We start from the raw sequence: 25,216 nt of genomic DNA on the forward strand, positions 1-25,216 counted from the left end.
GCGGTGAGAACGGTCACTCCAGGTGTTTCGCCGGGTCGCTCCCGGCCGTCCCGTCGGCGCCTCCCGCGCCGATGAATCCGGTGGTCCGGGCCGTCACTACGGTGTGCGGATGCGACGGACGATCTTCGGGCTCATCGCGGTGCTGTTCCTCGCCGCATGTTCCGCGCCTGCGGCGGAGGCACCGCCGGACATCAGCGGCGACTGGCACGGCAGCATCCAGACCCCGGGGACGCCGCTGGACTTCGGGGTGAGCCTGGCAGGCGACGGTGGCACCTTCGACCTCCCCGCCCAGGGCCTGCGCGCGCTGGCGCTGCACGACGTGCGGCTCGACGGCCAGGCGGTCACGTTCCGGCTGCCCGACGTCCCGGGCGGGGCCACGTTCGACGGCACCCTGAGCGACGCGGGGACGATCACCGGCAGCTACAGCCAGGGCGGCCAGACCGTCCCGTTCACGCTGTCCCGCGGCGCGCTGCCCACGCCGGGGCGGCCGCAGGAGCCGAAGCCGCCGTTCCCCTACCGCAGCGAGGAGGTGACGTACCCGAGCGGCAACCTGACCATGGCCGGGACGCTCACCCTCCCGTCGACCCGCGGACCCTTCACCGCCGTCCTGATGATCACCGGGAGCGGCGCGCAGGACCGCGACGAGACCATCGCGGGACACAAGCCGTTCCTGCTGCTCGCCGACACGCTCACGCGCGCCGGGTACGCCGTGCTGCGGGTGGACGACCGCGGCGTGGGGGGCTCGACCGGCGATCTGCAGCAGGCGAGCTACGACGACCTGACCGGCGACGCGCTCGCCGGGCTCGCGTTCCTGCGCAGCCGCCCCGAGATCGATCCCACGCGGATCGGGCTGTTCGGGCACAGCGAGGGCGGCTACCTCGCCCCGCTGGTGGCACAGCAGCCGGGCGCCGGTGTGGCGTTCGTCATGCTGATGGCGGCCCCCGCCGTCTCGGGCGAGGAGGTGCTCGTCCTGCAGAACCGCCTGCTCTTCCAGCAGGCGGGCGCTCCGCCGGAGCAGGTCCAGGCCCAGATCGACTACGTGCGCAAGCTCAGCGGGATGCTGCGGGCCGGGAACTACGACGGGGCCCGGCAGCTCGCCCGGGACCGGGTCACCGCGCAGACCGCCGCTCTGCCGGAGGACCAGCGCCCGACGGCGGAGGAGACCGAGGCGCAGCTGCCGGCCACCCCGGCGTACCGCGCCGTCCTCACCTACGACCCGGCCCCCGCGCTGCGGGCGCTGCGGGTTCCGGTGCTCGCGTTCTACGGCGGCAAGGACCTCCAGGTGCCGCCCACACAGAGCGAGCCGGCACTGCGGACGCTGCTCGCCGGCGACCCCGACACGACGATCCGCACGTTCCCGGCGCTGAACCACCTCATGCAGCCCGCCGCCACCGGCGCGATCACCGAGTACTCGACGATCGAGACGACGGTCTCACCGGAGGTGCTCGACCTCGTCTCCGGATGGATGCGGGAGCGCTTCTGATGTCCGACCTCGATCCCGAGGAGTTCCGCAGGCTCGGCTACGCGGTCGTCGACTGGATCGCGCAGTACCGGGCAGGCCTCGCAGACCTGCCCGTGCGACCCGACGTCGAGCCCGGGTGGGTGCGCGAGCAGCTGTCGGCAACGCTGCTGTCGCCCGGGCTGCCGGAGGAGCCGCGGCCGCTGACGGCCCTTCTGGACGAGGTCGACCGGGTGGTGGTGCCGGCGAGCACGCACTGGCAGCATCCCGGCTTCTTCGGCTACTTCCCGGCCAACGCGTCGCTGCACTCGCTGCTCGGCGACATGCTCTCGGGTGGCCTCGGCGCACAGGGGATGCTGTGGACGACGTCGCCGGCGGCCACCGAGGTCGAGCAGGTACTGCTGGACGGGCTGGCCGCTGCGCTCGGGTTGGGCCCGGCGTTCGCCTTCACGGGAGGCGGAGGCGGCTCGATCCAGGACTCGGCGTCCTCCGCCGCGCTGGTGGCGCTGCTGGCCGCCCTGAACCGCAGCTCCCCCGAGTGGCAGGAGCGGGGCGTCGACGGCACCGAGCGGGTGTACGTCACCGCTGAGACGCACTCCTCGCTCGCCAAGGCCGTGCGTGTGGCCGGGCTCGGGGCGCGGGCGCTGCGGATCGTCGAGCCCTCCCCCCGCTCGCTCGCGATGTCGCCCACCGCGCTGGCCGACGCGTTGCGCGCCGACGCCGACGCCGGGCTCCGACCGGTGCTGGTCTGCGCCACGGTCGGCACCACGGGCACGGGCGCGGTCGACCCCGTGCGGGAGATCGCGCGTGCCGCCGCCGAGCACGGGGCCTGGGTGCACGTCGACGGCGCATGGGCGGGCGTGGCGGCGCTGTGTCCCGAGCACCGCCACCTGCTCGACGGCGTCGAGCTCGTCGACTCGTTCTGCACCGACGCCCACAAGTGGCTGCTCACGGCGTTCGACGCCTCGCTGCTGTGGGTGCGTGACGCCGCTGTTCTCCCGGCCGCACTCTCGATCACCCCGGAGTACCTGCGCAACGCGGCGACCCAGTCCGGCGCGGTCGTGGACTACCGGGACTGGCAGGTGCCGCTCGGGCGCCGGTTCCGTGCGCTTAAGCTGTGGGCCGTCGTGCACGGCCACGGGCTCTCGGGGCTGCGTGAGCACATCCGCTCCCATGTGGCGCTCGCCGACGAGCTGGCCGGTCTGGTGCGCGCCGACCCCGGTTTCACCCTCGCCGCGGAACCATCGCTCTCCCTGGTGTGCCTGCGGGTCGTCACCGGCGCCGGACCGGAGGCCGACGACAACGCGACCCGCACGGTGCTCGAGCGCGTCAACGCCTCGGGCACCGCCTTTCTCACCCACATCGTCGTCGACGGACGCTACGCCATCCGGGTGGCGATCGGATCGGTCACCACGGAGTCCTCGCACGTCAGAGCCTTGTGGAAGCGGCTCCGGACGGAAGCTGCAGGTTGTCTCGCGAAGAGCTCGGACGACCGTGTCGATCCGGCGACCTCTGGGTGACCGCGTTGCCGCCCTCGATCGGTGGCGCCGACGGCGGCGGCGGGCTGCCGGGAGGGGCAACTTGACGATCGCTCGGCGGCCGTCGTAACGTCCACACCAGGTCATGAGCGCCAGCGTCAAGCCCCGGCTCGCTGGCCGGCAACCCTCCTCCGCGGCGGGGTGCTCCGGGTGACGACCAGGCCGTCGGGCGGGGTGCCCGGTGGCAAGCGCGGATCCGCATCCGGTGCGGGTCCCCTTCCCAGGAGACCGCTGTGACGCTCGTACTCGCCCGTTCCGCTGCCGCCCGCGCCGCCGACCTGCCCGGCGTGGTGGGCGCCGACCTCGAGGTGCCGCTGGTCACCGGGGGGAGCATCGCCTACGCGAACCTCGACCTCGCCGCCAGCGCGCCGGCACTGCAGTCCGTGGCCGCCCACGTCGCCGAGCTGTTGCCGTACTACGCGTCGGTGCACCGCGGCGCCGGTTACGCGTCCCAGGTGAGCACCGCGCTGCTGGAGTCGGCGCGCGTCACCGTCGGCGAGTTCGTCGGGGCGCGCAGCGACGACGTGGTGGTGTTCACACGCAACACCACCGACGCGCTGAACCTGCTCGCCGGCTGCGTCCCGGGCCCGGTCCTCTGCCTGGACGTGGAGCACCACGCGAACCAGCTGCCGTGGCAGGCGGGTGCCCACCGCGTGCTGCGGGTCGCCGAGACGGTGGAGCAGACCCTCGCCGACCTCGAGGCCGCACTGGCGTCGGCACCGGTGGCGCTGCTGGCCGTCACCGGAGCCTCCAACGTGACCGGTGAGACGCTGCCGCTGGAGCGGCTCGTCGACATCGCGCACCGGGCGGGCGCCCGGGTCGTGGTGGACGCGGCCCAGCTCGCACCGCACCGGCGCGTCGACCTCGCGGCCACCGGCATCGACTACGTGGCGCTGTCGGGCCACAAGCTCTACGCGCCCTACGGCGCGGGCGCGATCGTCGGCAGGCGCGACTGGCTCGACGAGGGCACCCCGTACCTCGCGGGAGGCGGCGCGGTGCGGGAGGTACGGATCGACCGCACGGTCTGGGCGGCCGCGCCCCACCGCCACGAGGGCGGCACTCCCAACGTGGTCGGGGCGGCGGCGCTCGCGCAGGCCTGCCGCGAGCTCGCACCGCTGCTCGACGGGGCCGCCCACGCGCACGAGAAGGCCCTGTCGGACCGCCTCGAGGCAGGGCTGGCCACGGTGCCCGGCCTGCGGACGCTGCGGATCTGGCCCGACAGCACCGACCGGGTCGCCGTCCACAGCTTCACCCTCCCGGACCGGCCCGCCGGGCTGGTGGCCGCCTACCTGTCCGCCGAGCACGGGATCGGCGTCCGCGACGGGCGCTTCTGCGCCCACCCCCTGCTGCTCAAGCTCTGCGGGGAGAGCGGTGAGGCGCTGCGCGCGAGCATCGGGATCAGCACCACGGAGGAGCACGTGGACCGGCTGGTGGCGGCGGTGGCGCAGCTCACGACGCGGGGCGCCCGCTGGACCTACGGCGTGGTCGACGGCCGGTGGGTGCCCACCCCGGACCCGCGCGAGCACGACCCGCTCGGCGTCATCGGCACCCTGGTGCTCGGCACGGGCGCCTCCGCCTGCAGCTCCGAGTGAGGCCGGGCCGTCGCCCACCGGCAACATTGGACAGGCATACCTAACCTTCCGTTATCCTCCTCCCGATCACCTGTCGCGGGGAGGGAGCGCTGGATGCGCGTCGTCGTGTTCGGCTACATGACGTGGGGCCACCGGACGTTGGACGCGGTGCTTGCGGCCGGGCACGACGTCCCGCTGGTCGTCACGCACCCGGAGAGCGACAACCCGTACGAGACGATCTTCAACGACTCCGTGGCCGAGCTGGCCGCCAAGCACGCCATCCCGGTACTGGTGCGCAACCGCGCCGACGACGAGGAGGTCGTCGAGCGGGTGCGGGCCGCGCACGCCGACGCGATGGTGGTGGCCAACTGGCGCACGTGGCTCTCGCCCGCCGTGTTCTCCCTCCCCCGGCTCGGCACGCTCAACGTGCACGACGCGTTGCTGCCCGCCTACGCGGGCTTCGCGCCGCTGAACTGGGCGCTGATCAACGGTGAGCCGGAGGTCGGGGTCACCGCACACATGATGAACGGCGACTTCGACGCCGGGGACATCGTCGTGCAGTGGGCCACCCCGGTCGGCGCCGAGGACACCGTGGTGGACCTGTTCGAACGCACCCTGGCCATGTTCGGGCCGATCACCGTGGCCGGGCTGGAGCGGCTGGCCACCGGGCGCACCGACTGGCAGCCGCAGGACCGCAGCCGGGCGAGCTACTTCCACCGCCGCAGCGACGAGGACAACCGGATCGACTGGAGCTGGCCCGCGAGGGACATCGCCAACCTGGTGCGCGCGCAGGTGGACCCCTACCCCAACGCCTACTGCTTCCACGGGAGCACCCGGCTGCGGGTGCTCGCCGCGGGCGTCACCGACGCTCCCTACGGCGGAACGCCCGGACGCATCTTCGTCCGCGACGGTGCCGGTGGGGTCGTGGTGGTGTCGGGCGCCGACGCGCGGCGCGGACGCAACCCGGGCCTGGTGATCCACCGGGTCCGCACCGACGACGGCCAGGACCTCGCGGCCACCGAGTACTTCACGCGGATGGGCGGCTACCTCACCTCGCACCCCGCCCCCTGACACCCCGCCACCCCGCGAGTCGCCCGCTTTCCGTCCGCGAGTCGCCCGTGAACGTGAGTGCGGTCAGGGTCGGGGACCCGTGTCCCGGACCGCCGGTCAGGGCTGGATGTTCTCCAGGTCCTCCAGCAGGCTCGGGTGCTTCGGCTCCCAGCCGAGCGCCTGCCGGGTGTGGGCGCTGGACGAGGGCTGGTCGGCCGCGAAGATGACGCCGAGGGGGCCGTAGGTCTCCACCGGCACGGACTCCACGGGCAGGCCCAGCCGGCGGCCGATGACGGCAGCGATGTCACGCACCTGGTCGCCCTCGTCGCCCACGGCATGCCAGGAGGTGCCGGCTTCCGCCTGCTCCAGGGCGAGCCGGAAGAGGACTGCGGCGTCGTGGGCGTGCACGGCCGGCCAGCGCTGGGCGCCGTCGCCCGGGTAGCCGGACACTCCGTTCTGACGCGCGATCCCGGTCAACAGACCGGCAAACCCGCCCGCGCCCTCGTTGTGGACGGTCCGTGGCAGGCGGACGGCTGAGCTCCGGACCCCGCGCGCGGCCAGGCCCAGGACTCCCCTGACCGCACGACCGCGACCACCGACCGGGCCCTCGGTCGGAATCGGGTCGGCCTCGGTGGAGGCGCGGCCCGGCACGGCGGGCGTGCCCGAGCAGGCGACGAAGGGACGGCCGCTGCCGACGAGTGCCTCGCCGAGGGTGGCGAGGGCGGCGCTTTCCTCGGCGACGGCGTTCGCGAGGGCTCGGGAGCTGCTGAAGTCGTTCGCGAAAGCCAGGTGGATCACGCCGTCGGCCTGGGCGACGCCGGCGCGCAGGACGTCGAGATCGGCCAGCCCTCCCCGAATCGCCTCGGCGCCGGCGGCCGAGGCGGCCTGCGCGGAGGCGTCGGAGCGGGCGAGTGCGAGGACGGTGTGGCCGTGGCCGAGAAGCTCGGCGACGACGGCGGATCCGATCAGACCGGTGCCGCCGGTGATGAAGACGTTCATGGACTCTCCCGCGAAGTGATGGGACACTTGTCCCATCACCGTAGCAGGATGATGGGACCACAGTCCCATCACCTATGCTGCCTCCATGGGTCGGTGGGAACCGGGGGCACGCGAACGCCTCGTCATGGCGGCGGTCGACCTGTTCACCGAGCAGGGCTACGACGCCACCACGGTCGCACAGATCGCCGAGCGTGCCGGGGTCACCAAGAGCACCTTCTTCCGGCACTTCCCCGACAAACGCGAGCTGCTGGTCGCCGGACAGGAGACCCTGAGCCGGCTGCTGGCCGAGGGCATCGCCGAGGCGCCCGCCGACGCCGGCCCCCTCGAGGCGGTCGCCGCCGGTCTCGAGCGCGCATCGACCGCGATGGGCCCGATGAGCCGGGAGATCGCCCCCCGGCTGAAGGCGGCCGTCGCCGCCAGCGCCGAACTTCAGGAGCGCGACGCCCTCAAGAGCGTCAGCCTCGCGGCCGCGATGACCGCTGCCCTCCTCGCCCGCGGCGTGCCCGACCCGACCGCCGCCCTCGCCAGTGAGCTCGGCGTCCTCGCCTTCAAGCGGGGGTACGCCGAATGGTCCGACGGCGACCGTGCGCCCGGGGACGGCTTCGCCACCTACCTCCTGAAGGCCCTCGACGAGCTGCGCGCCGCGAGCTCATCGCTGGGCTGACCGGACAACCCCGCCCACTCGTCGGCGCTTCCGCCGCCGGGCCATCGGGTACCCGCCACCCGTGGATCTCGATACCGCCGTGTTCGACGTCGACGGCACGCTCGTCGACACCAACTACCAGCACGCGCTCGCCTGGTTCCGGGCCTTCCGCCGGCACGGGATCACCGTGCCGGTCTGGCAGCTGCACCGGGCGATCGGCATGGGCGGCGACCAGCTCGTCGGCGCCGTCACGTCCGACGACGTGGAGGCCCGGCTCGGCGACGAGCTGCGCGACGCGTGGGCCGAGGAGTTCGCGCCGATGCTGGACGAGGTGCAGCCCTTCGCGGGGGTGGCGGAGCTCCTGGGCGCGGTCCGCGAACGTGGCTTCCGGATCGTGCTGGCGAGCTCGGGCAAACCGGATCAGGTCGAGCACTACCTCGGCCTGTTCGACGGGAAGTCGCTGGCCGACGGCTGGACCAGCTCGGCCGACGTGCAGCACACGAAGCCCGCGCCCGACCTCCTGGAGGCAGCGCTGCGAGCCGTGGACGGGACCGCCGGAGTGCTGGTCGGGGACTCGGTGTGGGACTTCCGCGCCGCCGAGGCGCTCGGCGCGCCGGGGTACGCCGTGCGCAGCGGCGGATTCTCCGCCGCCGAGCTGCGCGAGGCCGGGGCGAAGGACGTCTTCGACTCCCCCGAGGAGCTGTTGCACCGCCTCGACGACACGCTGCTCGCCGGGCGCCGGTAGGGCCGGCGTCAACCGGGCTCCCCCCGGCGCTTGCGGTACAGGACCACCGCGAGGTCACCGAGGGCGATGACGGCCACCACGACCATCACCCACCCCAGCACCGGCAGCCCGGCGGCGAAACCCAGCCACGCCGCCCCTCCGGCGAAGACGAGCCCGAACACCGCGAGCACGGCCCGCAGCGTCAGCGCGCTCCGGGCGGGCGCCGCACCGCCCATCCCGGAGGTGGGGTCGTGGTACCCCGGCAGACCTCGTTCGTAGTCGGAACGATCACGACGGGGCTCATCGGCGGCCATGAGCCGGGAGTACCCCGCCCGGCCGGGCACGTCACCGGTTCAGGGGGTCGATTCGTCCGGGAGCCGATGCCTCGCCGATCCGGCGGTCCCCGAGCCGTCGGGCTCGGCGACCCGCAGCTCGGGAGGCCGGGACACCGACACCTCGGCCTGGGGGATGCGGTGGCGCAGCAGCACCCGGCTCCCCCGGCCGTCGAAGTGGATGAGCACCGACTCCGACATCCGGTTCATCAGCGGAATGCCGTGGCCCCCCTGCTCCGACTCCCCGGCGGGCGGGCGCCAGCTCCCGTGGTCGACCACCTCGATGCTGAGCGTGCCCGGCTCGGTCCACAGCGTGAGCTCGACCGCCCCGGACTCGTCGGGGCCGTAGGCGTGCCGCACCGCGTTGGCGGCCGCCTCGTCCACCGCGAGCACGACGTCCGCGACCTCGTTCTCGGTCAACGCGAGCGGAGCGAGCCAGCTGCTCAGCTCACGTCGGATCATGACCAGCTGTTCCGGGTCGGCAGGCCAGCTCCGGTGCACGAACTCGACGTGCCCAGGGGCGTCCTGATCCATGATCCTCGCTCTCCACGCTCGGCCCCGACCTCGTTCCGCCTCCAGGTCAGGGCTCGCGACCCGACGACCGGAGGCGGGTAACCCGTGGACCGTATCGTCGTCGCGGGGTCCGCGGACGACGCACCCGTACCCTCTGCCGCCGTCCGTCCGGCCTCGGACCCGGGAACCCCCCGCCTCACCAGGGCGAACCGTTTTCGGCCGTCCTGTCCCGGTGTACCCGATCAGTGCTGGGCACGATCGTGGCGTGTCGCCGCTGGCCCGGCCGTCGCCGTCACCGCCTGGCGGTGGCCCTGAGGTCGCGCCCGAGCAGGACGCCCAGCCCGATCATGGCGACGGCGAGCACGAGGTGCAGCCAGTTGTCCGCGTTGTTCACGGGCACGAAGTTCGCGCTGCTGCCGTGGTCGATCAGCAGGCCGTAGAGCCACAGGACGGCATAGACGATGCCGCCGCCGACCAGGTAGTTCCGCGCGCCGGCCGCGGTGCGGGCCATCCCCAGCCCGACGACTCCGAACGCCAGGTGCACGAGGTTGTGCAGCACCGAGACCATGAACAGACCGAGCAGCAGGGCGGTGGACTGGTGCCCGGCGAAGGCGAGCTGGTCGTAGTTCGTGGTCACGCCGGGAATGAAGCCGAGCACTCCGACCAGCAGGAAGACGACGCTGATGACCGTGGCGGCGAGCTGGACCGGATGACGGGTCCGTGGGGTGGTGGCTGAGCCGGACATCGGCTCCTCCGATCTGTGCGAAAAGGAACATCCGCGGTATGCGGACAGGGGGGCAGATACCCCTCACCCGCATGCCGAAACGCGGCGCCGCCCGGGTGACGCGGGGGGCGCGCAGCGTTAGGGCCGCTGCGTCTGCGGGTAGCCCTCGGCATGACCCCGCAGACAGTTGGGCAGAGCGGCGATGCCGAATCCGGCGGACTTGCCGATCCCCGGAGCACGCCCCTCCCCGTCGACCCCGCCGACGTGTCGACCGGCGAGCTCGTCAAGCGGTTGTCGACACAGCTCTCCGAGCTGATCCGCGGCGAGCTCGAGCTGGCGCGCACCGAGCTCACCGCCAAGGGCAAGCGCGCCGGAGCGGGTGCCGGGCTCGCCGGAGCAGGCGGGATCGTCGCGTTGTACGGCGTCGCGGCCCTCATCGCGGCCGCGATCGCCGGGTTGGCCCTCGTGCTCCCGCTGTGGTTGTCGGCTCTGCTGATCGGCGTCGTGCTGCTGATCGTGGCCGGGGTGCTCGCGCTGCTCGGCCGCAACCAGCTGCGCGGCGCCACCCCACCCGTCCCCGAGCAGGCCGTGGACAGCGTCCAGCGCGACGTCCGCACGGTGAAGGAGGCGGTGCAGCGATGACCGGCTCCCACCCGGCCGACCCCGCGCCCCGCAGCACACCCGCGGCCTCTGGCGCCGAGCGCAGCCCGGAGGAGCTGCGCGACGAGCTCGACACCCTGCGCGCCGAGCTCGGTGAGACGGTCGAGGAGCTCGCCCACCGCGTCGACGTGCCCGCCCGCGTACGGGCGAAGCGCGAGGAGACGACGGCGCGGGTGCAGGAGCAGGTCACCCAGGCGCGGGAGGTAATCGCCGAGAAGGCGCCCACCGTGGAGGCCGCACTCCGCGACCGGCCGGGGCTCGTGGCCGGGATCGCGCTCGTGCTGAGCTACCTGCTGGTCAGCCGGCTGCGGCGGCGCAAGGCTCGGCGGCGGCTCAAGGCCGCAGGTATCGCAGCGACCCTCGCAGACGTCGGAAAGGACGGCAATGGAACGCGGTAGCTCGAAGCACAGCCCTCGCGAGGACGACGCACTGGCCGATGAGCTGGCCGGACAGCTCGGCCCCGGCGGGTCCAACCGCGAGGAGTGGGCCGACCCGGAGCCCCCGGCCGACGACGACCCGCCCACCCGCACCGACCTCCCCACCGCGGGGGCCGGGAGCGATGCGGACCCGGGCCCTGACGAGATGAGTGGGGACGAGATGAGCCGGGCGCAGCACGACATGGCGGTCGCCAACGACTGGAACCCCGGCGAGAACGACATCTGAGCCGACTCCCGTCCACCGGGCGGAGTCCCACCCGCTCGTGCGGTGTCACCGACCGGCAGCGGGGTACCCCCGGACACGGCAGCCGGACGGACCGCGCTGCGCGAGGAGGACCGCGGTGGACCGCAGGACGAGCGACGGCAGGACCCGGCGGGGGGCGACGGGGCTCGCCCTGTTCAGCCTCGGACTCGGCAGCGCACAGGTAGGGGCACCGGGCGCCGTCGCGCGGCTCGTCGGCGCCGACGACAGCCCGACGAGCCGCCTGGTCACCCGCTGGGCCTGCGGGGTCCGGGAGCTGGCGGCGGGCCTCGGCGTCGGTTCGAGCTCGGCGCCGGGCCCCTGGCTGTGGGCCCGCGTGGCCGGGGACGTCGTGGACCTCGCCCTGCTCGGCACGGTTGCGGCCCGCCATCCCGCCCGCCGCACGCGCACGCTCGCCGCCGCGGCAGCCGTGCTCGGGGTGGCCGCGGCCGACGTGGCGACCGCACGCCGCGCCACCCGGGGTGGCCTGCGCTCCGACGAGCTCTCCGTGCAGGCGGCGATCACCGTGAACCGGCCGGTCGCAGAGGTCTTCGACTTCTGGCACGACCTCACGAACCTGCCGCGCTTCATGGCCCATCTCGAGGACGTGACCCTGCTGGGCTCGGACCGGTCGCGGTGGACGGCGAAGGCGCCTGCCGGCATCGAGGTGACCTGGGAGGCGGAGATCACCGCCCACACCGCCGAGGAGCTGATCGCGTGGCGCTCGGTGGAAGGCTCGGCCGTGGCCACCACGGGCCGGGTCCGGTTCCAGCCCGCCCCCGGGGACCGCGGCACCGAGGTGCACGTCGCCATCGAGTACCGCCCGCCTGCAGGCCGGCTCGGCTCGACGGTCGCGAAGCTCTTCGGCGAGAGCCCCGACCAGCAGATCCACGACGACCTGCGCCGCTTCAAGCAGGTGCTGGAGACCGGCGAGGTCGTGCTCAGCGACGGCAGCCCCGAGGGCACCACGGCGTCCCGGCAGCTCCGCCAGCGCCCCGCGCAGCCGCTGTCCCCGTCGAGCTGACCAGAGCGAGAGGACCCATCCGTGCGTGCGAACTGCTGGACCGGCCGCAACAGCGTCGAGGTCCTGGACGTCCCCGACCCGAGGATCCTCAACTCCCGCGATGCGATCGTGAAGGTCACCTCGACCGCGATCTGCGGCTCCGACCTGCACCTCTACGACGGCTACGTCCCGACGATGCGCAAGGGCGACATCCTCGGCCACGAGTTCATGGGCGAGGTCGTGGAGACCGGGAGCGGAGTGCCGAACCTGAGCGTGGGTGACCGGGTCGTCGTCCCCTTCCCGATCGCGTGCGGCGCGTGCAACGCCTGCGAGCGCGGGCTCACCTCGGTGTGCGAGAACTCCAACCCCAACGCCGGGATCGCCGAGAAGTTCATGGGCCACTCCCCCTGCGGGATCTTCGGCTACTCGCACATGCTGGGCGGCTACGCCGGTGGGCAGGCCGAGTACGTCCGCGTCCCGTTCGCCGACATCGGGCCGTTGAAGATCACCAGCGACATCCCCGACGAGAAGGTGCTCTTCCTCTCCGACATCCTGCCCACCGGGTACATGGGCGCGGAGATGTGCGACATCTCGCCCGGTGACGTCGTCGCGGTGTGGGGAGCGGGACCGGTCGGGCAGTTCGCGATCGCCGGCGCGAGGCTGCTGGGAGCCGAGCGGGTGATCGCGATCGACCGCTTCCCCGAACGCCTCGACATGGCGGCCTCGAAGGCCGGGGCCACCGACGTCGTCAACTACGCCGAGACGCCGGTCCTCGAGGCACTGCAGGAGCTCACCGGGGGCCGCGGGCCGGACGCCTGCATCGACGCCGTCGGCCTCGAGGGCCACGCCGCCTCGGCGCTGTACGCGTACGACCGCGTCAAGCAGGCCGCGCGCCTGGAGACCGAACGACCCACGGCGCTGCGCGAGGCGATCCTCGCCTGCCGCAGCGGCGGGGTCGTGTCTGTGATCGGGGTGTACGGCGGGCTGATGGACAAGTTCCCGATCGGGGCGTTCATGAACCGGTCGCTCGTACTGCGCACCGGCCAGGCCCACGTGCACCGCTACATGGAGCCGCTGCTGGAGCGCATCGAGCAGGGCGACCTCGACCCGAGCTTCGTGATCACCCACCGCATGGCACTGGACGAGGCCCCGCAGGGGTACGAGATGTTCAAGAACAAGCAGGACGAGTGCATCAAGGTCGTCCTGACCCCCTGACCCCCTGACCCCCTGACGCACCCCGACCCGCAGGACACGTCACGCGGGGGCGGGGAGGCGCGCCTCCTCCGGGGCCTTGTCCGGGCGCAGCCCGCGCCAGGCCGCGTGGCGCAGCCTCCCCTCCGCGGTGAGGACGCGGTAGACCACCTCGCCGACGAGCTCGGGACGCACCCACCGGGCCTTGCGCGCCTCCTCCCGCGGCACCTCCTCGTCGAACGGGCTCGCGGGCTGTTGCCGGGGGCCCAGCTCACCGAGCAGGTGGCGCAGCGCTGTCTCGGTGAACCCGGTGCCGACGTGGCCGAGGTAGCGCAGGCGCTCGTCCTCGTCGTAGGCGCCGAGCAGCAGCGCGCCGAGGCTGGCGCTGCGGCGCCCCTCCCCCGCGGTGAAACCGCCGATCACGACCTCCTGGGTGTGCAGCAGCGCGGTCTTGACCCACGCCGACGACCGGCGGCCCGGCTCGTACTGCGCGGTGCGGCGCTTGCCGACCACCCCTTCCAGCCCGTGGTCGCGGGCCACCTGCAACAGCTGCTCGCCACCGATGCCCGCGGTGGCAGGCGGCACCCGCACCCGCTGCCCGGCCAGCCCCAGTTCCTCCAGTACCGCGCGCCGCCGGTCGTAGGGCTCACCGACCAGGGGCACGCCGTCGAGGTGCAGGACGTCGAACACCACGTACGACACGGGGATGCGGTCCATGAGCTCCGGCGCGGGCGCGCGGACGTGCATCCGGTGCTGGAGCAGGCCGAAGTCGGGCCGGCCGCCGGCGTCGAGCGCCACGACCTCGCCGTCGAGCAGCGCGGGGCGCCCGTCGAGGAGGCCGGGGAGGTCGGCGAGCTCGGGATAGGCGCCGGTGACCTCGTTGCCGCGGCGGCTGTGTGCCCGGAAGCGCTCGCCCGCCACGCCCGTGACCGCCCGCACGCCGTCCCATTTGAACTCGAACGCCCATCCCGGGCCTGCGGGCGGTCGGCCCGGGGTGGCCAGCATCGGGGCGACGGGCTCCGGCAGCGCGAGCTCAGGTACCGACCCGGTCATCCGCCGACGGTAGCGCGTTTGCGCTGGTCCGGCGGCCGCTTCTCGAGGGGTGGGGAAGCGGCCGCCGGGCACGGAGAGCGGATCGGGGGTTCCGCAGGCTCCGCGCTGCCTCACGGTAACCGTTGCGTGCGCAATCGGGGAGTGCTGTTCCCCCACATGTCCCTGCATGGCCAGGAACGTTGCCGTTTCTGGCCATCGCACTAGGGTCGCCCCGTGCCGGACGAGCCGGGGTTGACCGTGGACAGCGAGCCCGCCGACGTCAGCGCCGGTACTGCCGGCAGCGGCGGGACGGCGCTGGACGCCGTCGCCGAGGAGCTCTACGGGGTGCTGCCCGACGAGTTCGTCGCCGAGCGGGACGCCGCCGCGGCCCGCGCCCGCGAGAGCGGGGACCGCGAGCTCGCCAAGGCGATCGGCCGGCTGCGCCGTCCCACCCGGGCCGCCTGGCTGGCCAACCTGCTCGCCCGGCATCGCCGCGAGCAGCTCGACGGGCTCCTCGGGCTCGCCACCGGCCTTGCCGACGCCCAGCGCACCCTGGACGGCGCGGCGTTGCGTCGGCTGTCGAGCACGCGCCACCAGCTCGTCGCGGCCATGGCACGGGAGGCGGGCCGCCTCGCGATGGAGGCAGGTGACCCGGCTGCCGAGAGCGTGCTGCGGGACCTGCAGGGCATCCTCGAGGCCGCGCTCGCCCGGCCCGACATCGCGGCACAGGTGCGGTCGGGCCGGCTGACCCGCACCGTCAGCTACACGGGGTTCGGGCCTGATGCCGACCCCGATGCCCGGCCGGTACCGGCGCCCCGCGCGGACGCCCCACCCCTGCGGGCCGTCCGCGTCGACGCGGAACCGGCCGGCGCCGAGCACGCCGACCGGGAACGGGCCCAACAGGAGCGGGCCCAACAGGAGACGGCACAGCGGGAGCGGGCCGAACGGGAGCGGCGGGAACGAGCCCTCGCCGAGGCGGAGGCCGAGGAGGAGGCGGCGCGCGAGCAGCAACAGGCCGCCGAGGATGCGCGTGACGCGGCCCTGGAGGAGCGCGACGCCGCCCGCGACCGGGTGGCCGAACTCACCGCGGAGCTGGAGGCCGCCCGCGACCAGGACCGGGCCGCCGCCGCGGCGGCCCGGGAGGCGGAGGCCACCGCGAAGGCCGCGGCCCGGGCCGCAGGGGCCGCCGCCGCGCGCACCACCAGGGCCCGGGCCCGCCTCGACGAGGACTGAACGCCGGCCGTTCCGATGCCGCGCCGGGCTGGTCCCGCGCAGGCCTGACCGGCCGAAGGACCGCGCGCCGCCCGGTCACCGCAACCACCCGAGAGCGTGCTCACACGGTCGCGGCGCGTGAGCCGCCCCGCAGGCGGGCACCCCGGACATACCCGGCCCCGACCACGAGAGGACTGAGCGCCACCATGGCGAACACCAGCACCGCGACCAGGCAGACCGCGACCAGGCAGATGGCCACGAAGACCGTCGCGACCGACACGGTCGTCACGCAGTTGCGCGCGCTCGAGCAGCTCACGCACACCGAGGCGCAGGTCGCCAGGTTCCGCGTCGCCCAGGCCCGCACCGATGCCGTGCGCCGCGAGCTGCGGCAGAACGGCGACAACGCCGTGCGGCGCGCCCGCCGGATCGCCGACCAGCTGCACACCCTGCACGCCGTACCGGACGTCGTGACGCCCGCGCTGGGCCGCATGCTCGCCCTCGTCAAGAGCACCCTGGAGCAGGCCCAGCCGATCGACGAGGCGCTGCTCGGCGACCTCAGCCTCGAGCACCAGCTGCTCGACCGGGCCCGCTACCTGCGGGTACTCGCCGAGCGGGCCGACCTTCCGGCCGTCGAGAAGCTCGCCGACGACCTCGTCACCGCCCACACCGCCACCGTCGAGTGGCTCACCACCGTGCTCGCCGAGGAGGCGCTGGGCGGGCCGGCCGCGCTGACCCCCACCCCGCTGCAGCGGGTGGCAGGTGGGGTGGTCCACGCCGTGGGCCTGCCGACGCGTTTCGCGGTCGGGCGGGTCAACCACGCGGTCCACATCGCCTACCGCACCGGCGAGCAGGCCCGGGACGCCGTCAGCGACGTGGCGGGCAAGGTCGTACAGCTCGGCAGCGGCACCCGCGAGGTGGCCACCGCCGGTCGCGACGCGGCGCTGCAGCAGGCCGAGCGGGTCGCCGCGCGCGAGGGCGCCGACGGCGTGGCCGACGTGGTGCGGGAGGCGCGGGCCGACCTCGGCAGCCTCAAGGCGTCCGAGCTGCCGATCAAGCACTACGAGGAGATGACGGCGCAGAACGCCATCGCCGCACTGCGCGAGCTGACCACCCCCGCCGATCTGACCACCATGATCGCCTTCGAGCAGAACCACAAGAACCGCTCGGGAGTCATCTCGGCAGCGCAGACGCGGTACGCAGCGATCGCGAAGAACGTGGCCGATGTGGACTGATGCGCGTTTGGGGTTCCGGTCAGCGGGCACAGAGCGAAGGTGATGCTGCTGCGGCCACCCGGGGTGTACCGGGCCGAGAGTGACAGCCAGATGCTGATCGACATCATGCGCCGCGGCCGTTTCGCCGCCGGCCGTGACGTGCTCGACATCGGCACCGGGAGCGGGGCGCTGGCAGTGGCCGCGGCCCGCTCCGGTGCCGCCTCGGTCACCGCGGTCGACCTGTCGTTGCGGTCGGTGGTGGCCACCTGGCTGAACAGCCGGCTGCACGGGGCGCCCGTCACGGTCCACCGCGGTGACCTGTTCACCCCGGTGGCCGGGCGGCGCTTCGGGCTCGTCGTGGCCAACCCGCCCTACGTTCCCGCCCCGACCGAGGCTCTGCCCCGCCACCGCAAGGCGCGCTGCTGGGACGCGGGACCCGACGGCCGGGCGCTGCTCGACCGGATCTGCGCGGGGGTGTCCGACGTCCTCGCGCCCGACGGCGACGTCCTGCTCGTGCACTCGGCGGTCTGCGACACCGCCCTGACCCTCGACGCGCTGACGCGGGTGGGGTTGACGGCGCAGGTCCTCGACCGCGCGACGGTGCCGTTCGGCCCGGTCATGCGCGGGCGGGCGGCACTGCTGGAGTCCCGCGGCCTGATCCGGCCCGGCCAGCGCTTCGAGGAACTGGTCGTGGTCGGGGCCCGCCGTGCCTGAGCGCGCACGCGAGATCGTGCTCACCGACGAGGGCCCGATCCTGGTGTCGGGGCCCATCGAGGTCGTGCTTCCCGACGGGCGACGCGTGCGCTCCGACCGTGCGGTCAGCGCCCTGTGCACCTGCCGGCGCAGCCGCCGCCAGCCGTTCTGCGACACCAGCCACCGGCGCAAGGTGCGCCAGGACGAAGGGGAGGACCGTGCTCAGCAGGAGCCGACCTGTGCTGGTTGAGCCGCCCGCACTACCCGAGCCGCGCGGTCCGCTGTCGGCGGCCGTGATCGGCTCGCTGCGCCGGGGCCCGGAGATCCTCCCGCCCGTCGAGGTCACCGATCCCTACGGCGAGGACCTGCAGCTCGCGCTGTACTGCCTCTACGAGCTGCACTACCGGGGCTTCGCCGGCGTCGACGAGGACCTCGAGTGGGACCCGGCGCTGCTCACGGTCCGGCGGGCGATGGAGCAGGTGTTCCTCGGCGCCCTGCGCGACGAGGTCGTGCCCTCCGACGGCACGCCCGACGCCGTCGACGCCGAGCTGGAGTCGCTCCTCGTCGAACCGGTGGACGCCCGCGGCGTCTCCCACCACCTGCGCCGCGATGGCGAGCGCTGGCAGGTGCGCGAGTACGTGGCCCACCGGTCGCTCTACCACCTCAAGGAGGCCGACCCGCAGGCCTGGGTGATCGCCCGGCTGGACGGCCCGGCGAAGGCGGCGCTCGTGACCGTCGAGCACGACGAGTACGGCGCGGGCGACCCCGACCGCATGCACGCGCACCTGTTCGCCGAGATGATGCGCGCGCTGGAGCTCGACGCCACCTACGGCGCCTACCTCGACGCGGCGCCCGCAGCGACGTTGGCCGAGGTGAACCTCATGTCGATGTGCGGGCTGCACCGATCCCTGCGCGGCGCGCTGGTCGGGCAGTTCGCCGCGGTCGAGCTGACCTCCTCCCCCGGCTCCGACCGGCTCGTCCGCGCCATGCGCCGGCTCGACCTGCCCGACGCGGCGGTCGAGTTCTACGCCGAGCACGTCGAGGCCGACGCCGTGCACGAGCAGGTCGTGCGGCGCGGGGTGATCGCGCCGCTGCTGGCCGCCGAACCGGCACTCGCCGCGGACGTCGTGTTCGGCATCCGCGCGAGCGGGCTGCTCGCCGACCGGTTCGGGGACCTGCTGCTGGAGCGCTGGGCCGAGGATCGCTCGGCCCTGTGCCACCCGCTCCCGGACGCTCCCGAGCACCGAGCGGCGTCGTGACCGACCGACCCGTCGCCGTCGTCACCGGCGCCAGCCGCGGGCTGGGGTTCCTGCTGGCCAGGGAGCTGGCCGACCGCGGCCACGACATCGTGGTGAACGCGCGCTCCGAGGACGGGCTCGCCACCGCCGCGGCACAGCTGCAGGGGCGCGGGGCCGAGGTCGTCACCGTGGCGGGCGACATGTCGGTCGAGGCCGACGCCCGAGGCGTCGTGGCGAGCGCCGTCGAGCGCTTCGGGCGCCTCGACGTGCTCGTGACCAACGCCGGGATCATCCAGGTGGGTCCGGCGGCCGCGATGCGCGCCCAGGACTTCGCCGACGCCATGGACGTCATGTTCTGGGGCACGCTCCACCCCGTGCTGGCCGCGCTGCCGGTGATGAGCGAGCGTGGAGGCGGCCGCATCCTCGCGATCACGTCCGTCGGCGGGAAGCTGCCGGCGCCGCACCTGCTGCCCTACACCGCCGCCAAGCACGCGGCCGTGGGGTTCGCCGAAGGGCTGCGGGTCGAGGCCGGGCGGCACGGCGTCACCGTCACGACGGCGGTGCCGGGACTGATGCGCACGGGCTCCCCGCGCAACGCCCTCTTCACCGGCGATCGGACCGCCGAGAACCGGTGGTTCACCGTCGCCGACAGCCTCCCCCTGCTGTCCATGGACGCGGAGCGGGCCGCGGCGAAGCTCGTCCGAGCCGCCCTGCGCGGCCGTCCCGAGGTGATACTGACCCCCGCCGCGAAGATCGGTGTCCGGCTGCACGGGCTCGCCCCCGCGACCACGCTGCGGCTGCTCGCCGGGGCCGCCCGGCTGCTGCCGGCGGACGAGACGCGCCGCCCGGTGCAGCCGGGACACGCCGTCGCGCGTCCGGCGCGCTGGTTCGACGCCGTCACCACGCTCACCCGCCGCGCCGCCCGCCGGTTCCACCAGCACGACGACGCGATGGACGGGGACACCGCGGGCGGCGGGCCGGTGGGCCGGCGCTGACACCGCGCCCGGGGAGCACACTGGCCGGGATGACCCTGCCGACCGACCTGCCCGACCTCCCGGTCCGCGGCGCGCTCGACGAGGTCACGACCACACTGGACACGCACGGCAGCGCCGTGCTCGTCGCGCCGCCCGGCACGGGGAAGACCACGCTGGTACCGCTCGCGCTGGCGGCCGGGACGGCGGGCACGAAGGTGCTGGTCGCGGAGCCGCGCCGGCTCGCGGCCCGCGCCGCGGCCGCCCGGATGGCGTCGCTGCTGGGGGAGCCGGTCGGGGAGACCGTCGGGTACGCGGTGCGCGGGGACGCGCGCCGGTCGGCCGCCACCCGCATCGAGGTCGTGACGTCCGGGCTGCTGCTGCGCCGGCTCCTCGCCGATCCGGAGCTGGCCGGGGTGGGTGTGGTGCTCCTCGACGAGTGCCACGAACGCCACCTCGACGCCGACCTGCTGCTGGCCCTGCTGCTGGACGCCCGGGACGGGCTCCGGCCGGACCTGAAGCTGCTCGCCACGTCGGCCACGGTCGCCACGGGCCGGCTGGCGGAACTGCTGGGAGCCCCCGGCGCCGACGCCCCCGTGCTGCGGGTGGAGGCGAGGACGTTCCCCGTCACGGTCCGGCACACGCCCCCTGCCCGCGGGGAACGGATCGAGGCGTGCGTGGCCCGCGCGGTGCGCGCCGCCCTCGACCGCGACGACGGCGACGTCCTCGCGTTCCTGCCCGGTGTCGCCGAGATCCGGCGCACCGCGGCTGCTCTGTCCGGTGTGGACTCCGATGTGCTGCCGCTGCACGGGCGGATGCCCGCCGGCGAGCAGGACGCGGCGCTGCGGCCCGGCCCCCGGCGCCGCGTGGTGCTCGCCAGCGCCGTGGCCGAGTCCAGTTTGACCGTGCCCGGGGTCCGGGTCGTCGTGGACGCCGGACTGGCCAGGGTGCCGCGCGTCGACCACCGCCGCGGGCTCGCCGGGCTCGTCACGGTGCGGGTGTCGGCCGCCGTGGCCGAGCAACGGGCCGGACGCGCGGGCCGCGAGGCACCCGGGCTCGTGTACCGCTGCTGGCCGGAAGGTGAGCTGCTGGCGCGCTACCCCGAACCCGAGATCCGCACCGCCGACCTCACCCGCCTCGCACTGGACCTGGCCTGCTGGGGCACCCCGGACGGCAGCGCGCTGCGCTGGTGGGACGCACCGCCGGACGGACCGCTGCGCGCCGGCCAGGAGGTACTGCGCGCGCTCGGGGCACTCGACGGCACGGGCGCCACCGACCGCGGCAGGCGGATGGCGGAGCTGGGGCTGCACCCCCGGCTGGCCCGTGCCCTGCTCGACGGGGCCGCGCTCGTCGGCGCGCGGACCGCGGCGGAGGTGGTGGCCCTGCTCGACGACGACACCCTGACCACCGGCCCCGAGGTGGACGGCGAGCTGCGCCGCCTGCGCTCGGGCGCCGCGCCGGGCTCGGGCCGCTGGCGCGGCGAGGTGAGCAGGCTGACCCGCCTGCTGCCGTCGTCCACCAACCCCCGCGGGACCGGGAACCGTCCGGCACCGCACCCGGCCCCGGACGACCACGGGCCCGGCCGGTCCGCCGCACTGGTCGTGGCGCTCGCCCACCCCGAGCGGCTGGCCCGCAGGCGGGCGGCGGGCTCGCCGCTGTATCTGATGGCGGGCGGCACGGCGGTCGAGGTGCCCCCCGGCGGCGGTCTCGACGGGCAGGAGTGGCTCGCGGTCGCCGTCGCCGAACGCACTCCCGGCGCCCAGAACGGCCGCGTGCGGCTGGCTGCCGTCGCCGACCAGGAGCTCGCCGAGCTGGCTGCGCCTGCGCTGCTCGCCGAGGCCGACGAGGTGGGCTGGCAGACCTCCGGTCGCGGGACCGGCGACGTCGTCGCCCGGCACGTCCGGCGGCTGGGCGCGATCGTGCTCGAGGAGCGCCGGGTGTCCCACCCCGACCGCGCGGTCGTCCGCGAAGCGCTGCTCGACGGCCTGCGGCTCGAGGGCACCGCCCTGCTGCGCTGGACCGACAGCGCCAGGAGGCTGCGCGAGCGGCTCGCCGCGCTGCACCGCACCCTCGGAGAGGACTGGCCCGACGTCTCGGACGCCGCGCTCCTGGCCGCTCCCGACCGGTGGTGGACGGGCCCGTTCACCACCGCGCGCAACCGCGCTGACCTCGCCAGGATCGACGCGGCCACAGTCCTGCGCGCGGTGCTGGACTGGCGGCACGCCGCCGCCATCGACGAGCTCGCCCCCGAACGGATCACCGTGCCGTCGGGCTCCCGGATCGCCCTCGACTACTCCGGGGACCAGCCGGTGCTCGCGGTCGCGGTGCAGGAGGTCTTCGGGTGGACCGCCACCCCGACGGTCGGCAGCGGCAGGCTCCCGGTGGTGCTGCACCTGCTCTCCCCCGCCGGACGACCTGCGGCCGTCACCGCTGACCTGGCCTCGTTCTGGGCGACCGGCTACCCGCAGGTCCGCTCCGAGCTCCGCGGCCGGTACCCGAAACACGACTGGCCACAGGACCCGTCGACCGCCTCACCGAGCCGGCGTCCGCGCCGCCGTTGATCCCGCATCGACAGCAATTACCTTTCGTTTCCTCTTTCATTACTCGGTCGCTTTTCCCTCTTGCCACCACACGTAGACTTCACACGAGCCCGGAACAATGACCGACCACGGAGCCGGGCGGAAAAGCATTAGGGAAGGTGGACCAACCGAATGACTGCCGCGAATTTCTCGCCGGCGATCTCTGGTATCGGCCGACACGGATTCGTCGCCGAGCACGGGCTGCACACCGCCGACCAGCAATCCGCGGCCGTCGAGGTGGCCGAGCAGATCGACCGGCTGGGAATCAGAACCGTCCGCATGGTGGTGGTCGACCAGCACGGCACCCCACGTGCGAAGTTCCTGTCGCCGCACGCTGCGATCGCCGGCCTGAGCAACGGCATCGACTTCTCCGGAGCCATCTACAGCATGGACTCGGCGAACTTCCTCTTTCCCCCAGCCTTCGCACCAGGGGGCGGATTGGGCATCGAGGAGTTCACGGGCTTCCCGGACGTCGTCATCGTGCCCGATCCGACGACCTTCCGTGCTCTGCCGTGGGCCGACAGCACGGCCTGGATCCTGTGCGACGCCTACTTCTCCAACGGGCGCCCGGTTCCCCTCGATCCCCGGCACATCCTGCGCACCCAGGTGCAGCGGTTGGCCGAAGAGAACCTCACCTATGTGACAGGTCTCGAGGTCGAGTTCTACATCACTCGCAGAGTGACGCCCGCGATCGGCCTGCACGACACCACCCAGCCCCCGGTGCCACTCGCGGTGGAACCATTCCAGTTCGGTTACCAGTACCTCTCGGAGGTCCGACTGGACTCCGTGAACGAAACGGTCACGGCCTTACGCGACGGACTCATCGGCATCGGACTCCCACCCCGGTCGATAGAGGACGAATGGGGCCCGGGACAGCTCGAGATCAGCTTCAGCCCGATGGTCGGCCTCGACTCCGCGGACGCAATGCTGCTGTTCCGTAGTGCGGTGAAACAGATCTGCGCGCGGCAGGGACTGCACGCCACGTTCATGTGCAAGCCGCCGCTGCCGAACTTCTTCGCGAGCGGCTGGCACCTGCACGCATCGCTGGCCGATGCGTCGGGGACCAACGTGTTCCGGTCCGAGGAGAACGTCCTGTCGGAGACCGGGCTCGGCTATCTCGCCGGGCAGCTCGCACACGCGCCGGCCATGGCCGCTTTCGCCAACCCCACCGTGAACGGCTATTCGCGGCTGGCGCCGTACTCCTTCGCCCCCGACCGGATCTCCTGGGCCGTGGAGAACCGGGGGTCGCTCGTCCGGGTCCAGGGTGGACCGGGAGATCCCGGAACCCATCTGGAGAACCGCATCGGCGAACCGGCCGCGAACCCCTACCTCTTCCTCGCCGCGGATCTCGCCGCCGGGCGCGACGGCATCACCCGCGGCCTGACCCCTCCGCCGTCCGTCGCGGGCGACCCGTACACCGCCGACGCCGTCGCACTGCCCGCCACGCTGCTCGACGCCGTGGCCGAGCTGGACAAGGACCCCCTCTACCGCGACGAGTTCGGCCCGGAGTTCCTGGACTCGTACCAGATGATGAAGCGCGCCGAGTACGCGCGCTTCGAAGCGGCGCGGGGTGGCGCCGAGGATCCGGACACCGCCGCCGCCGATTGGCAGCTGCGCGAGTACTTCGAGTTCTACTGATGGGCACTCCGGACCGCAGCGAGTCCATCCGTCCCGACACGCTCGCCACGAACTCACTGTCGACGAGGGACGTCATCGCCATCTCGGTGACGATCCTCGCGCCGGGGATGGCGATGCTGCTCAACGTCCCCGGCGTCGCGGTGATCGCCGGCACCTCCACGCCACTGGCCTTCCTGCTGGGCGGCATCGCCTGCCTGGCCCTCGCCGTCGTCGTCATCGGGTTCACCCGGCGGATGGCCGCGGCCGGGTACGCCTACACCTACGTGAGCCGCAGCCTGGGCCCGACGGCGGGCTTCCTCGCCGGGTGGATGTACACCTTCGGACTGATCTGCTTCGTGCCGATGACGATGGCCGCCGTCGCCTACCTCGCGTCGGACCTGCTGGGGCTCGGCCAGCGCTGGTGGTTCCCGCTCTTCCTCGTGGGGATGGCCGTGCTGGTGGCGTTGTCGGTGGTCCGGATCTCCGTGACCAGCAAGCTGCAGCTGGCGGTGGCGGCCGCGACGATCATCGTGATCCTCGTCGTCGACGTCGCCGTCACCGCGAAGGGTGGCGCGCACGGCAACACGCTGGCGCCGTTCACGTTCGCCCACACCCAGAAGGGCGGACTCTCCGGGGTCTTCTACGGGATCATCCTCGGCATCACGTCCTACATCGGCTTCGAGTCCGCCGCCGACTTCGGCGAGGAGACCGCGAACCCGCGCCGCTCCATCCCGGTCGCCGTCATCACCGCGGTCGGGATCGCCACCGTCTTCTACCTCCTGACCACCTATGCCCTGTCCATCGGCTTCGGTGTCGACAACGGGGCGGCGCTGGGCAGCGACCCGTTCGCGCTCAAGACGATCGCGGCCCGCTTCGTGGGCGCCCCGCTGGGGTCCCTGGTGGAGATCGGCGCGCTCCTGTCGGCGTTCTTCGTGTGCGTCGGGTGCGCCACGGCCGCCACCCGCACGCTGTTCGCGATGGGACGCGAGGGGGCACTGCCCCCCTGGCTGGGCCGCACCCACTCCCGCTTCCGGACCCCCGCCAACGCCGCGCTCGCGGTGGCCGCACTGGCCACGGTGTGGGCAGCGCTGGTCGGGTTCGGACTGGGCACCGACGATCTCGGGGGCGAGCCCACCACCGTCTACTACTTCTTCGCGACGCTGGGCACCCTCTGCGTCATCCTCGTCTACATCGGACTGTGTGTCGGCGGCGCGGTGTTCTTCCGGTGCGAGGTCGGGCGCTACCGCATCGTGACCCACCTGCTGGTGCCTGCGGCGGGGGTCATCATCTTCGGGGCCGCGCTGTACGGCTCGATCTATCCCACCCCGCCCGAGCCGCTGGACATGACGCCCTACGTCACCCTGGCCGCGGTCGTCCTCGGCGTCCTCGCACTGGGCCTCCTGCGCGTCAGCCGCCCCGAGGCGGCGCAGCGGATCGGGTCGATCATCGGCGAGGAGGAGGACAAGAAGTCGTCCGCCGTCTCGGGAGCCGGCTGATCCCCCTCCCGCGAGTCGCCCGCTTCCCGTGCGCGAGTCGCCCGGACGGGGCCCCCGTGATCGCCGGATCTCGCAATGATCA

26 protein-coding genes and 1 riboswitch are annotated in these 25,216 nt (G+C 73.7%); of the genes, 20 read left to right on the top strand and 6 right to left on the bottom strand.

The genetic code is table 11. The features are described 5' to 3' along the window. The first annotated feature begins 109 nt into the window (after positions 1–109). The 4 genes from ACQPZA_RS20280 (at position 110) to ACQPZA_RS20295 (ending at position 5,639) form a co-directional block, all read left to right on the top strand. Positions 110–1,483: an alpha/beta hydrolase family protein gene (locus ACQPZA_RS20280; protein WP_433272723.1), complete on the top strand. Its 1,374-nt coding sequence runs from the start codon at positions 110–112 to the stop codon at positions 1,481–1,483. Continuing rightward, a complete protein-coding gene (locus ACQPZA_RS20285) occupies positions 1,483–2,979 on the top strand; it encodes a pyridoxal phosphate-dependent decarboxylase family protein (RefSeq protein WP_433272725.1) in 1,497 nt (498 codons plus the stop codon). The genes ACQPZA_RS20280 and ACQPZA_RS20285 overlap by 1 nt, the downstream gene beginning before the upstream one ends. Before the next feature lie 99 nt (positions 2,980–3,078). Next, positions 3,079–3,194, top strand: a riboswitch (SAM riboswitch). Positions 3,195–3,230: 36 nt separating this feature from the next. After that, complete coding sequence (locus ACQPZA_RS20290) at positions 3,231–4,589, top strand: aminotransferase class V-fold PLP-dependent enzyme (protein ID WP_433272727.1); 1,359 nt, start codon at positions 3,231–3,233, stop codon at positions 4,587–4,589. A 93-nt stretch (positions 4,590–4,682) separates the two neighbouring features. Next, the gene (locus ACQPZA_RS20295; protein ID WP_433272729.1) at positions 4,683–5,639 is read left to right on the top strand and encodes a methionyl-tRNA formyltransferase; all 957 of its coding nucleotides are present in this window, start codon (positions 4,683–4,685) and stop codon (positions 5,637–5,639) included. 96 nt (positions 5,640–5,735) lie between these two features. Here ACQPZA_RS20295 and ACQPZA_RS20300 read toward each other — a convergent pair whose 3' ends face one another. Beyond that, complete coding sequence (locus tag ACQPZA_RS20300; protein ID WP_433272731.1) at positions 5,736–6,617, bottom strand: SDR family oxidoreductase; 882 nt, start codon at positions 6,615–6,617, stop codon at positions 5,736–5,738. 85 nt (positions 6,618–6,702) lie between these two features. Here ACQPZA_RS20300 and ACQPZA_RS20305 point away from each other — a divergent pair, with 85 nt between their 5' ends. Then, positions 6,703–7,281: a TetR/AcrR family transcriptional regulator gene (locus ACQPZA_RS20305; RefSeq protein WP_433272733.1), complete on the top strand. Its 579-nt coding sequence runs from the start codon at positions 6,703–6,705 to the stop codon at positions 7,279–7,281. A 61-nt stretch (positions 7,282–7,342) separates the two neighbouring features. Next, positions 7,343–8,005: an HAD family hydrolase gene (locus tag ACQPZA_RS20310; RefSeq protein WP_433272735.1), complete on the top strand. Its 663-nt coding sequence runs from the start codon at positions 7,343–7,345 to the stop codon at positions 8,003–8,005. Between the two features lie 8 nt (positions 8,006–8,013). On the opposite strand, the gene ACQPZA_RS20315 is transcribed toward ACQPZA_RS20310, so the two are convergent. The 3 genes from ACQPZA_RS20315 to ACQPZA_RS20325 form a co-directional block, all read right to left on the bottom strand. Beyond that, positions 8,014–8,298: a DUF6343 family protein gene (locus ACQPZA_RS20315; protein ID WP_169399493.1), complete on the bottom strand. Its 285-nt coding sequence runs from the start codon at positions 8,296–8,298 to the stop codon at positions 8,014–8,016. 39 nt (positions 8,299–8,337) lie between these two features. Next, positions 8,338–8,850 (bottom strand): ATP-binding protein, encoded by a 513-nt coding sequence (locus tag ACQPZA_RS20320; protein WP_433272738.1) that lies wholly within the window; start codon positions 8,848–8,850, stop codon positions 8,338–8,340. A gap of 271 nt (positions 8,851–9,121) precedes the next feature. Then, positions 9,122–9,574, bottom strand: a complete 453-nt coding sequence (locus ACQPZA_RS20325) for a DUF4383 domain-containing protein (protein WP_433272740.1) — start codon at positions 9,572–9,574, stop codon at positions 9,122–9,124. A gap of 243 nt (positions 9,575–9,817) precedes the next feature. Between ACQPZA_RS20325 and ACQPZA_RS20330 the strand changes: the two genes are divergently transcribed. The 5 genes from ACQPZA_RS20330 to ACQPZA_RS20350 all read left to right on the top strand — a co-directional run bounded on the left by ACQPZA_RS20330 (position 9,818) and on the right by ACQPZA_RS20350 (position 13,109). Continuing rightward, on the top strand, positions 9,818–10,195 hold the full coding sequence (locus ACQPZA_RS20330) for a phage holin family protein (protein ID WP_433272742.1): 378 nt from the start codon (positions 9,818–9,820) through the stop codon (positions 10,193–10,195). Beyond that, positions 10,192–10,611 (top strand): DUF3618 domain-containing protein, encoded by a 420-nt coding sequence (locus ACQPZA_RS20335; RefSeq protein ID WP_433272744.1) that lies wholly within the window; start codon positions 10,192–10,194, stop codon positions 10,609–10,611. The genes ACQPZA_RS20330 and ACQPZA_RS20335 overlap by 4 nt, the downstream gene beginning before the upstream one ends. Then, positions 10,598–10,876: a hypothetical protein gene (locus tag ACQPZA_RS20340; protein WP_433272746.1), complete on the top strand. Its 279-nt coding sequence runs from the start codon at positions 10,598–10,600 to the stop codon at positions 10,874–10,876. The genes ACQPZA_RS20335 and ACQPZA_RS20340 overlap by 14 nt, the downstream gene beginning before the upstream one ends. A 115-nt stretch (positions 10,877–10,991) precedes the next feature. Next, positions 10,992–11,915, top strand: coding sequence for an SRPBCC family protein (locus ACQPZA_RS20345; protein ID WP_433272748.1), 924 nt, complete (start codon positions 10,992–10,994; stop codon positions 11,913–11,915). A 21-nt stretch (positions 11,916–11,936) separates the two neighbouring features. Beyond that, positions 11,937–13,109, top strand: coding sequence for a zinc-dependent alcohol dehydrogenase (locus tag ACQPZA_RS20350; protein WP_433272750.1), 1,173 nt, complete (start codon positions 11,937–11,939; stop codon positions 13,107–13,109). A gap of 39 nt (positions 13,110–13,148) precedes the next feature. Here the strand turns inward: ACQPZA_RS20350 and ligD are convergent, their stop codons facing one another. Beyond that, on the bottom strand, positions 13,149–14,138 hold the full coding sequence (gene ligD / locus ACQPZA_RS20355) for a non-homologous end-joining DNA ligase (protein WP_246267608.1): 990 nt from the start codon (positions 14,136–14,138) through the stop codon (positions 13,149–13,151). A 213-nt stretch (positions 14,139–14,351) separates the two neighbouring features. Between ligD and ACQPZA_RS20360 the strand changes: the two genes are divergently transcribed. Then, positions 14,352–15,350 (top strand): hypothetical protein, encoded by a 999-nt coding sequence (locus ACQPZA_RS20360; RefSeq protein WP_433272752.1) that lies wholly within the window; start codon positions 14,352–14,354, stop codon positions 15,348–15,350. A 100-nt stretch (positions 15,351–15,450) separates the two neighbouring features. On the opposite strand, the gene ACQPZA_RS20365 is transcribed toward ACQPZA_RS20360, so the two are convergent. Further along, positions 15,451–15,609 carry a hypothetical protein gene (locus ACQPZA_RS20365; protein WP_433272754.1) on the bottom strand — a complete coding sequence of 53 codons (159 nt, stop codon included), beginning with the start codon at positions 15,607–15,609 and terminating at the stop codon, positions 15,451–15,453. Here ACQPZA_RS20365 and ACQPZA_RS20370 point away from each other — a divergent pair. From ACQPZA_RS20370 to ACQPZA_RS20405, 8 genes are all read left to right on the top strand, one after another. Next, on the top strand, positions 15,581–16,561 hold the full coding sequence (locus ACQPZA_RS20370; protein ID WP_433272756.1) for a ferritin-like domain-containing protein: 981 nt from the start codon (positions 15,581–15,583) through the stop codon (positions 16,559–16,561). The genes ACQPZA_RS20365 and ACQPZA_RS20370 overlap by 29 nt on opposite strands. A gap of 42 nt (positions 16,562–16,603) precedes the next feature. Next, a complete protein-coding gene (locus tag ACQPZA_RS20375; RefSeq protein WP_344016935.1) occupies positions 16,604–17,254 on the top strand; it encodes a HemK2/MTQ2 family protein methyltransferase in 651 nt (216 codons plus the stop codon). After that, positions 17,247–17,483, top strand: coding sequence for a CDGSH iron-sulfur domain-containing protein (locus ACQPZA_RS20380; protein WP_169398279.1), 237 nt, complete (start codon positions 17,247–17,249; stop codon positions 17,481–17,483). The genes ACQPZA_RS20375 and ACQPZA_RS20380 overlap by 8 nt, the downstream gene beginning before the upstream one ends. Further along, a complete protein-coding gene (locus ACQPZA_RS20385) occupies positions 17,473–18,492 on the top strand; it encodes an iron-containing redox enzyme family protein (protein WP_433272758.1) in 1,020 nt (339 codons plus the stop codon). Before ACQPZA_RS20380 ends, ACQPZA_RS20385 begins: the two co-directional genes overlap by 11 nt. Beyond that, the gene (locus ACQPZA_RS20390; RefSeq protein WP_433272760.1) at positions 18,489–19,466 is read left to right on the top strand and encodes an SDR family NAD(P)-dependent oxidoreductase; all 978 of its coding nucleotides are present in this window, start codon (positions 18,489–18,491) and stop codon (positions 19,464–19,466) included. Before ACQPZA_RS20385 ends, ACQPZA_RS20390 begins: the two co-directional genes overlap by 4 nt. Before the next feature lie 29 nt (positions 19,467–19,495). Continuing rightward, positions 19,496–22,003 carry an ATP-dependent helicase HrpB gene (gene hrpB / locus ACQPZA_RS20395; RefSeq protein ID WP_433272762.1) on the top strand — a complete coding sequence of 836 codons (2,508 nt, stop codon included), beginning with the start codon at positions 19,496–19,498 and terminating at the stop codon, positions 22,001–22,003. Positions 22,004–22,153: 150 nt separating this feature from the next. After that, complete coding sequence (locus ACQPZA_RS20400; protein ID WP_433272764.1) at positions 22,154–23,659, top strand: glutamine synthetase family protein; 1,506 nt, start codon at positions 22,154–22,156, stop codon at positions 23,657–23,659. After that, positions 23,659–25,134, top strand: coding sequence for an APC family permease (locus ACQPZA_RS20405; protein WP_433272766.1), 1,476 nt, complete (start codon positions 23,659–23,661; stop codon positions 25,132–25,134). The genes ACQPZA_RS20400 and ACQPZA_RS20405 overlap by 1 nt, the downstream gene beginning before the upstream one ends. The last annotated feature ends 82 nt before the right edge of the window (positions 25,135–25,216 follow it).

Source organism: Pseudonocardia xinjiangensis, from assembly GCF_050948425.1.
Taxonomy (GTDB): Bacteria; Actinomycetota; Actinomycetes; order Mycobacteriales; family Pseudonocardiaceae; genus Pseudonocardia; species Pseudonocardia xinjiangensis.

Coding starts and splice junctions, on each gene's coding strand:
- ACQPZA_RS20370 (WP_433272756.1), top strand. CDS start 15,581: ATGGCCACGAAGACCGTCGCGACCGACACGGTCGTCACGCAGTTGCGC.
- ACQPZA_RS20280 (WP_433272723.1), top strand. CDS start 110: ATGCGACGGACGATCTTCGGGCTCATCGCGGTGCTGTTCCTCGCCGCA.
- ACQPZA_RS20300 (WP_433272731.1), bottom strand. CDS start 6,617: ATGAACGTCTTCATCACCGGCGGCACCGGTCTGATCGGATCCGCCGTC.
- ACQPZA_RS20400 (WP_433272764.1), top strand. CDS start 22,154: ATGACTGCCGCGAATTTCTCGCCGGCGATCTCTGGTATCGGCCGACAC.
- ACQPZA_RS20325 (WP_433272740.1), bottom strand. CDS start 9,574: ATGTCCGGCTCAGCCACCACCCCACGGACCCGTCATCCGGTCCAGCTC.
- ACQPZA_RS20375 (WP_344016935.1), top strand. CDS start 16,604: ATGCTGCTGCGGCCACCCGGGGTGTACCGGGCCGAGAGTGACAGCCAG.
- ligD (WP_246267608.1), bottom strand. CDS start 14,138: ATGACCGGGTCGGTACCTGAGCTCGCGCTGCCGGAGCCCGTCGCCCCG.
- ACQPZA_RS20285 (WP_433272725.1), top strand. CDS start 1,483: ATGTCCGACCTCGATCCCGAGGAGTTCCGCAGGCTCGGCTACGCGGTC.
- ACQPZA_RS20320 (WP_433272738.1), bottom strand. CDS start 8,850: ATGGATCAGGACGCCCCTGGGCACGTCGAGTTCGTGCACCGGAGCTGG.
- hrpB (WP_433272762.1), top strand. CDS start 19,496: ATGACCCTGCCGACCGACCTGCCCGACCTCCCGGTCCGCGGCGCGCTC.
- ACQPZA_RS20405 (WP_433272766.1), top strand. CDS start 23,659: ATGGGCACTCCGGACCGCAGCGAGTCCATCCGTCCCGACACGCTCGCC.
- ACQPZA_RS20335 (WP_433272744.1), top strand. CDS start 10,192: ATGACCGGCTCCCACCCGGCCGACCCCGCGCCCCGCAGCACACCCGCG.
- ACQPZA_RS20295 (WP_433272729.1), top strand. CDS start 4,683: ATGCGCGTCGTCGTGTTCGGCTACATGACGTGGGGCCACCGGACGTTG.
- ACQPZA_RS20305 (WP_433272733.1), top strand. CDS start 6,703: ATGGGTCGGTGGGAACCGGGGGCACGCGAACGCCTCGTCATGGCGGCG.
- ACQPZA_RS20315 (WP_169399493.1), bottom strand. CDS start 8,298: ATGGCCGCCGATGAGCCCCGTCGTGATCGTTCCGACTACGAACGAGGT.
- ACQPZA_RS20340 (WP_433272746.1), top strand. CDS start 10,598: ATGGAACGCGGTAGCTCGAAGCACAGCCCTCGCGAGGACGACGCACTG.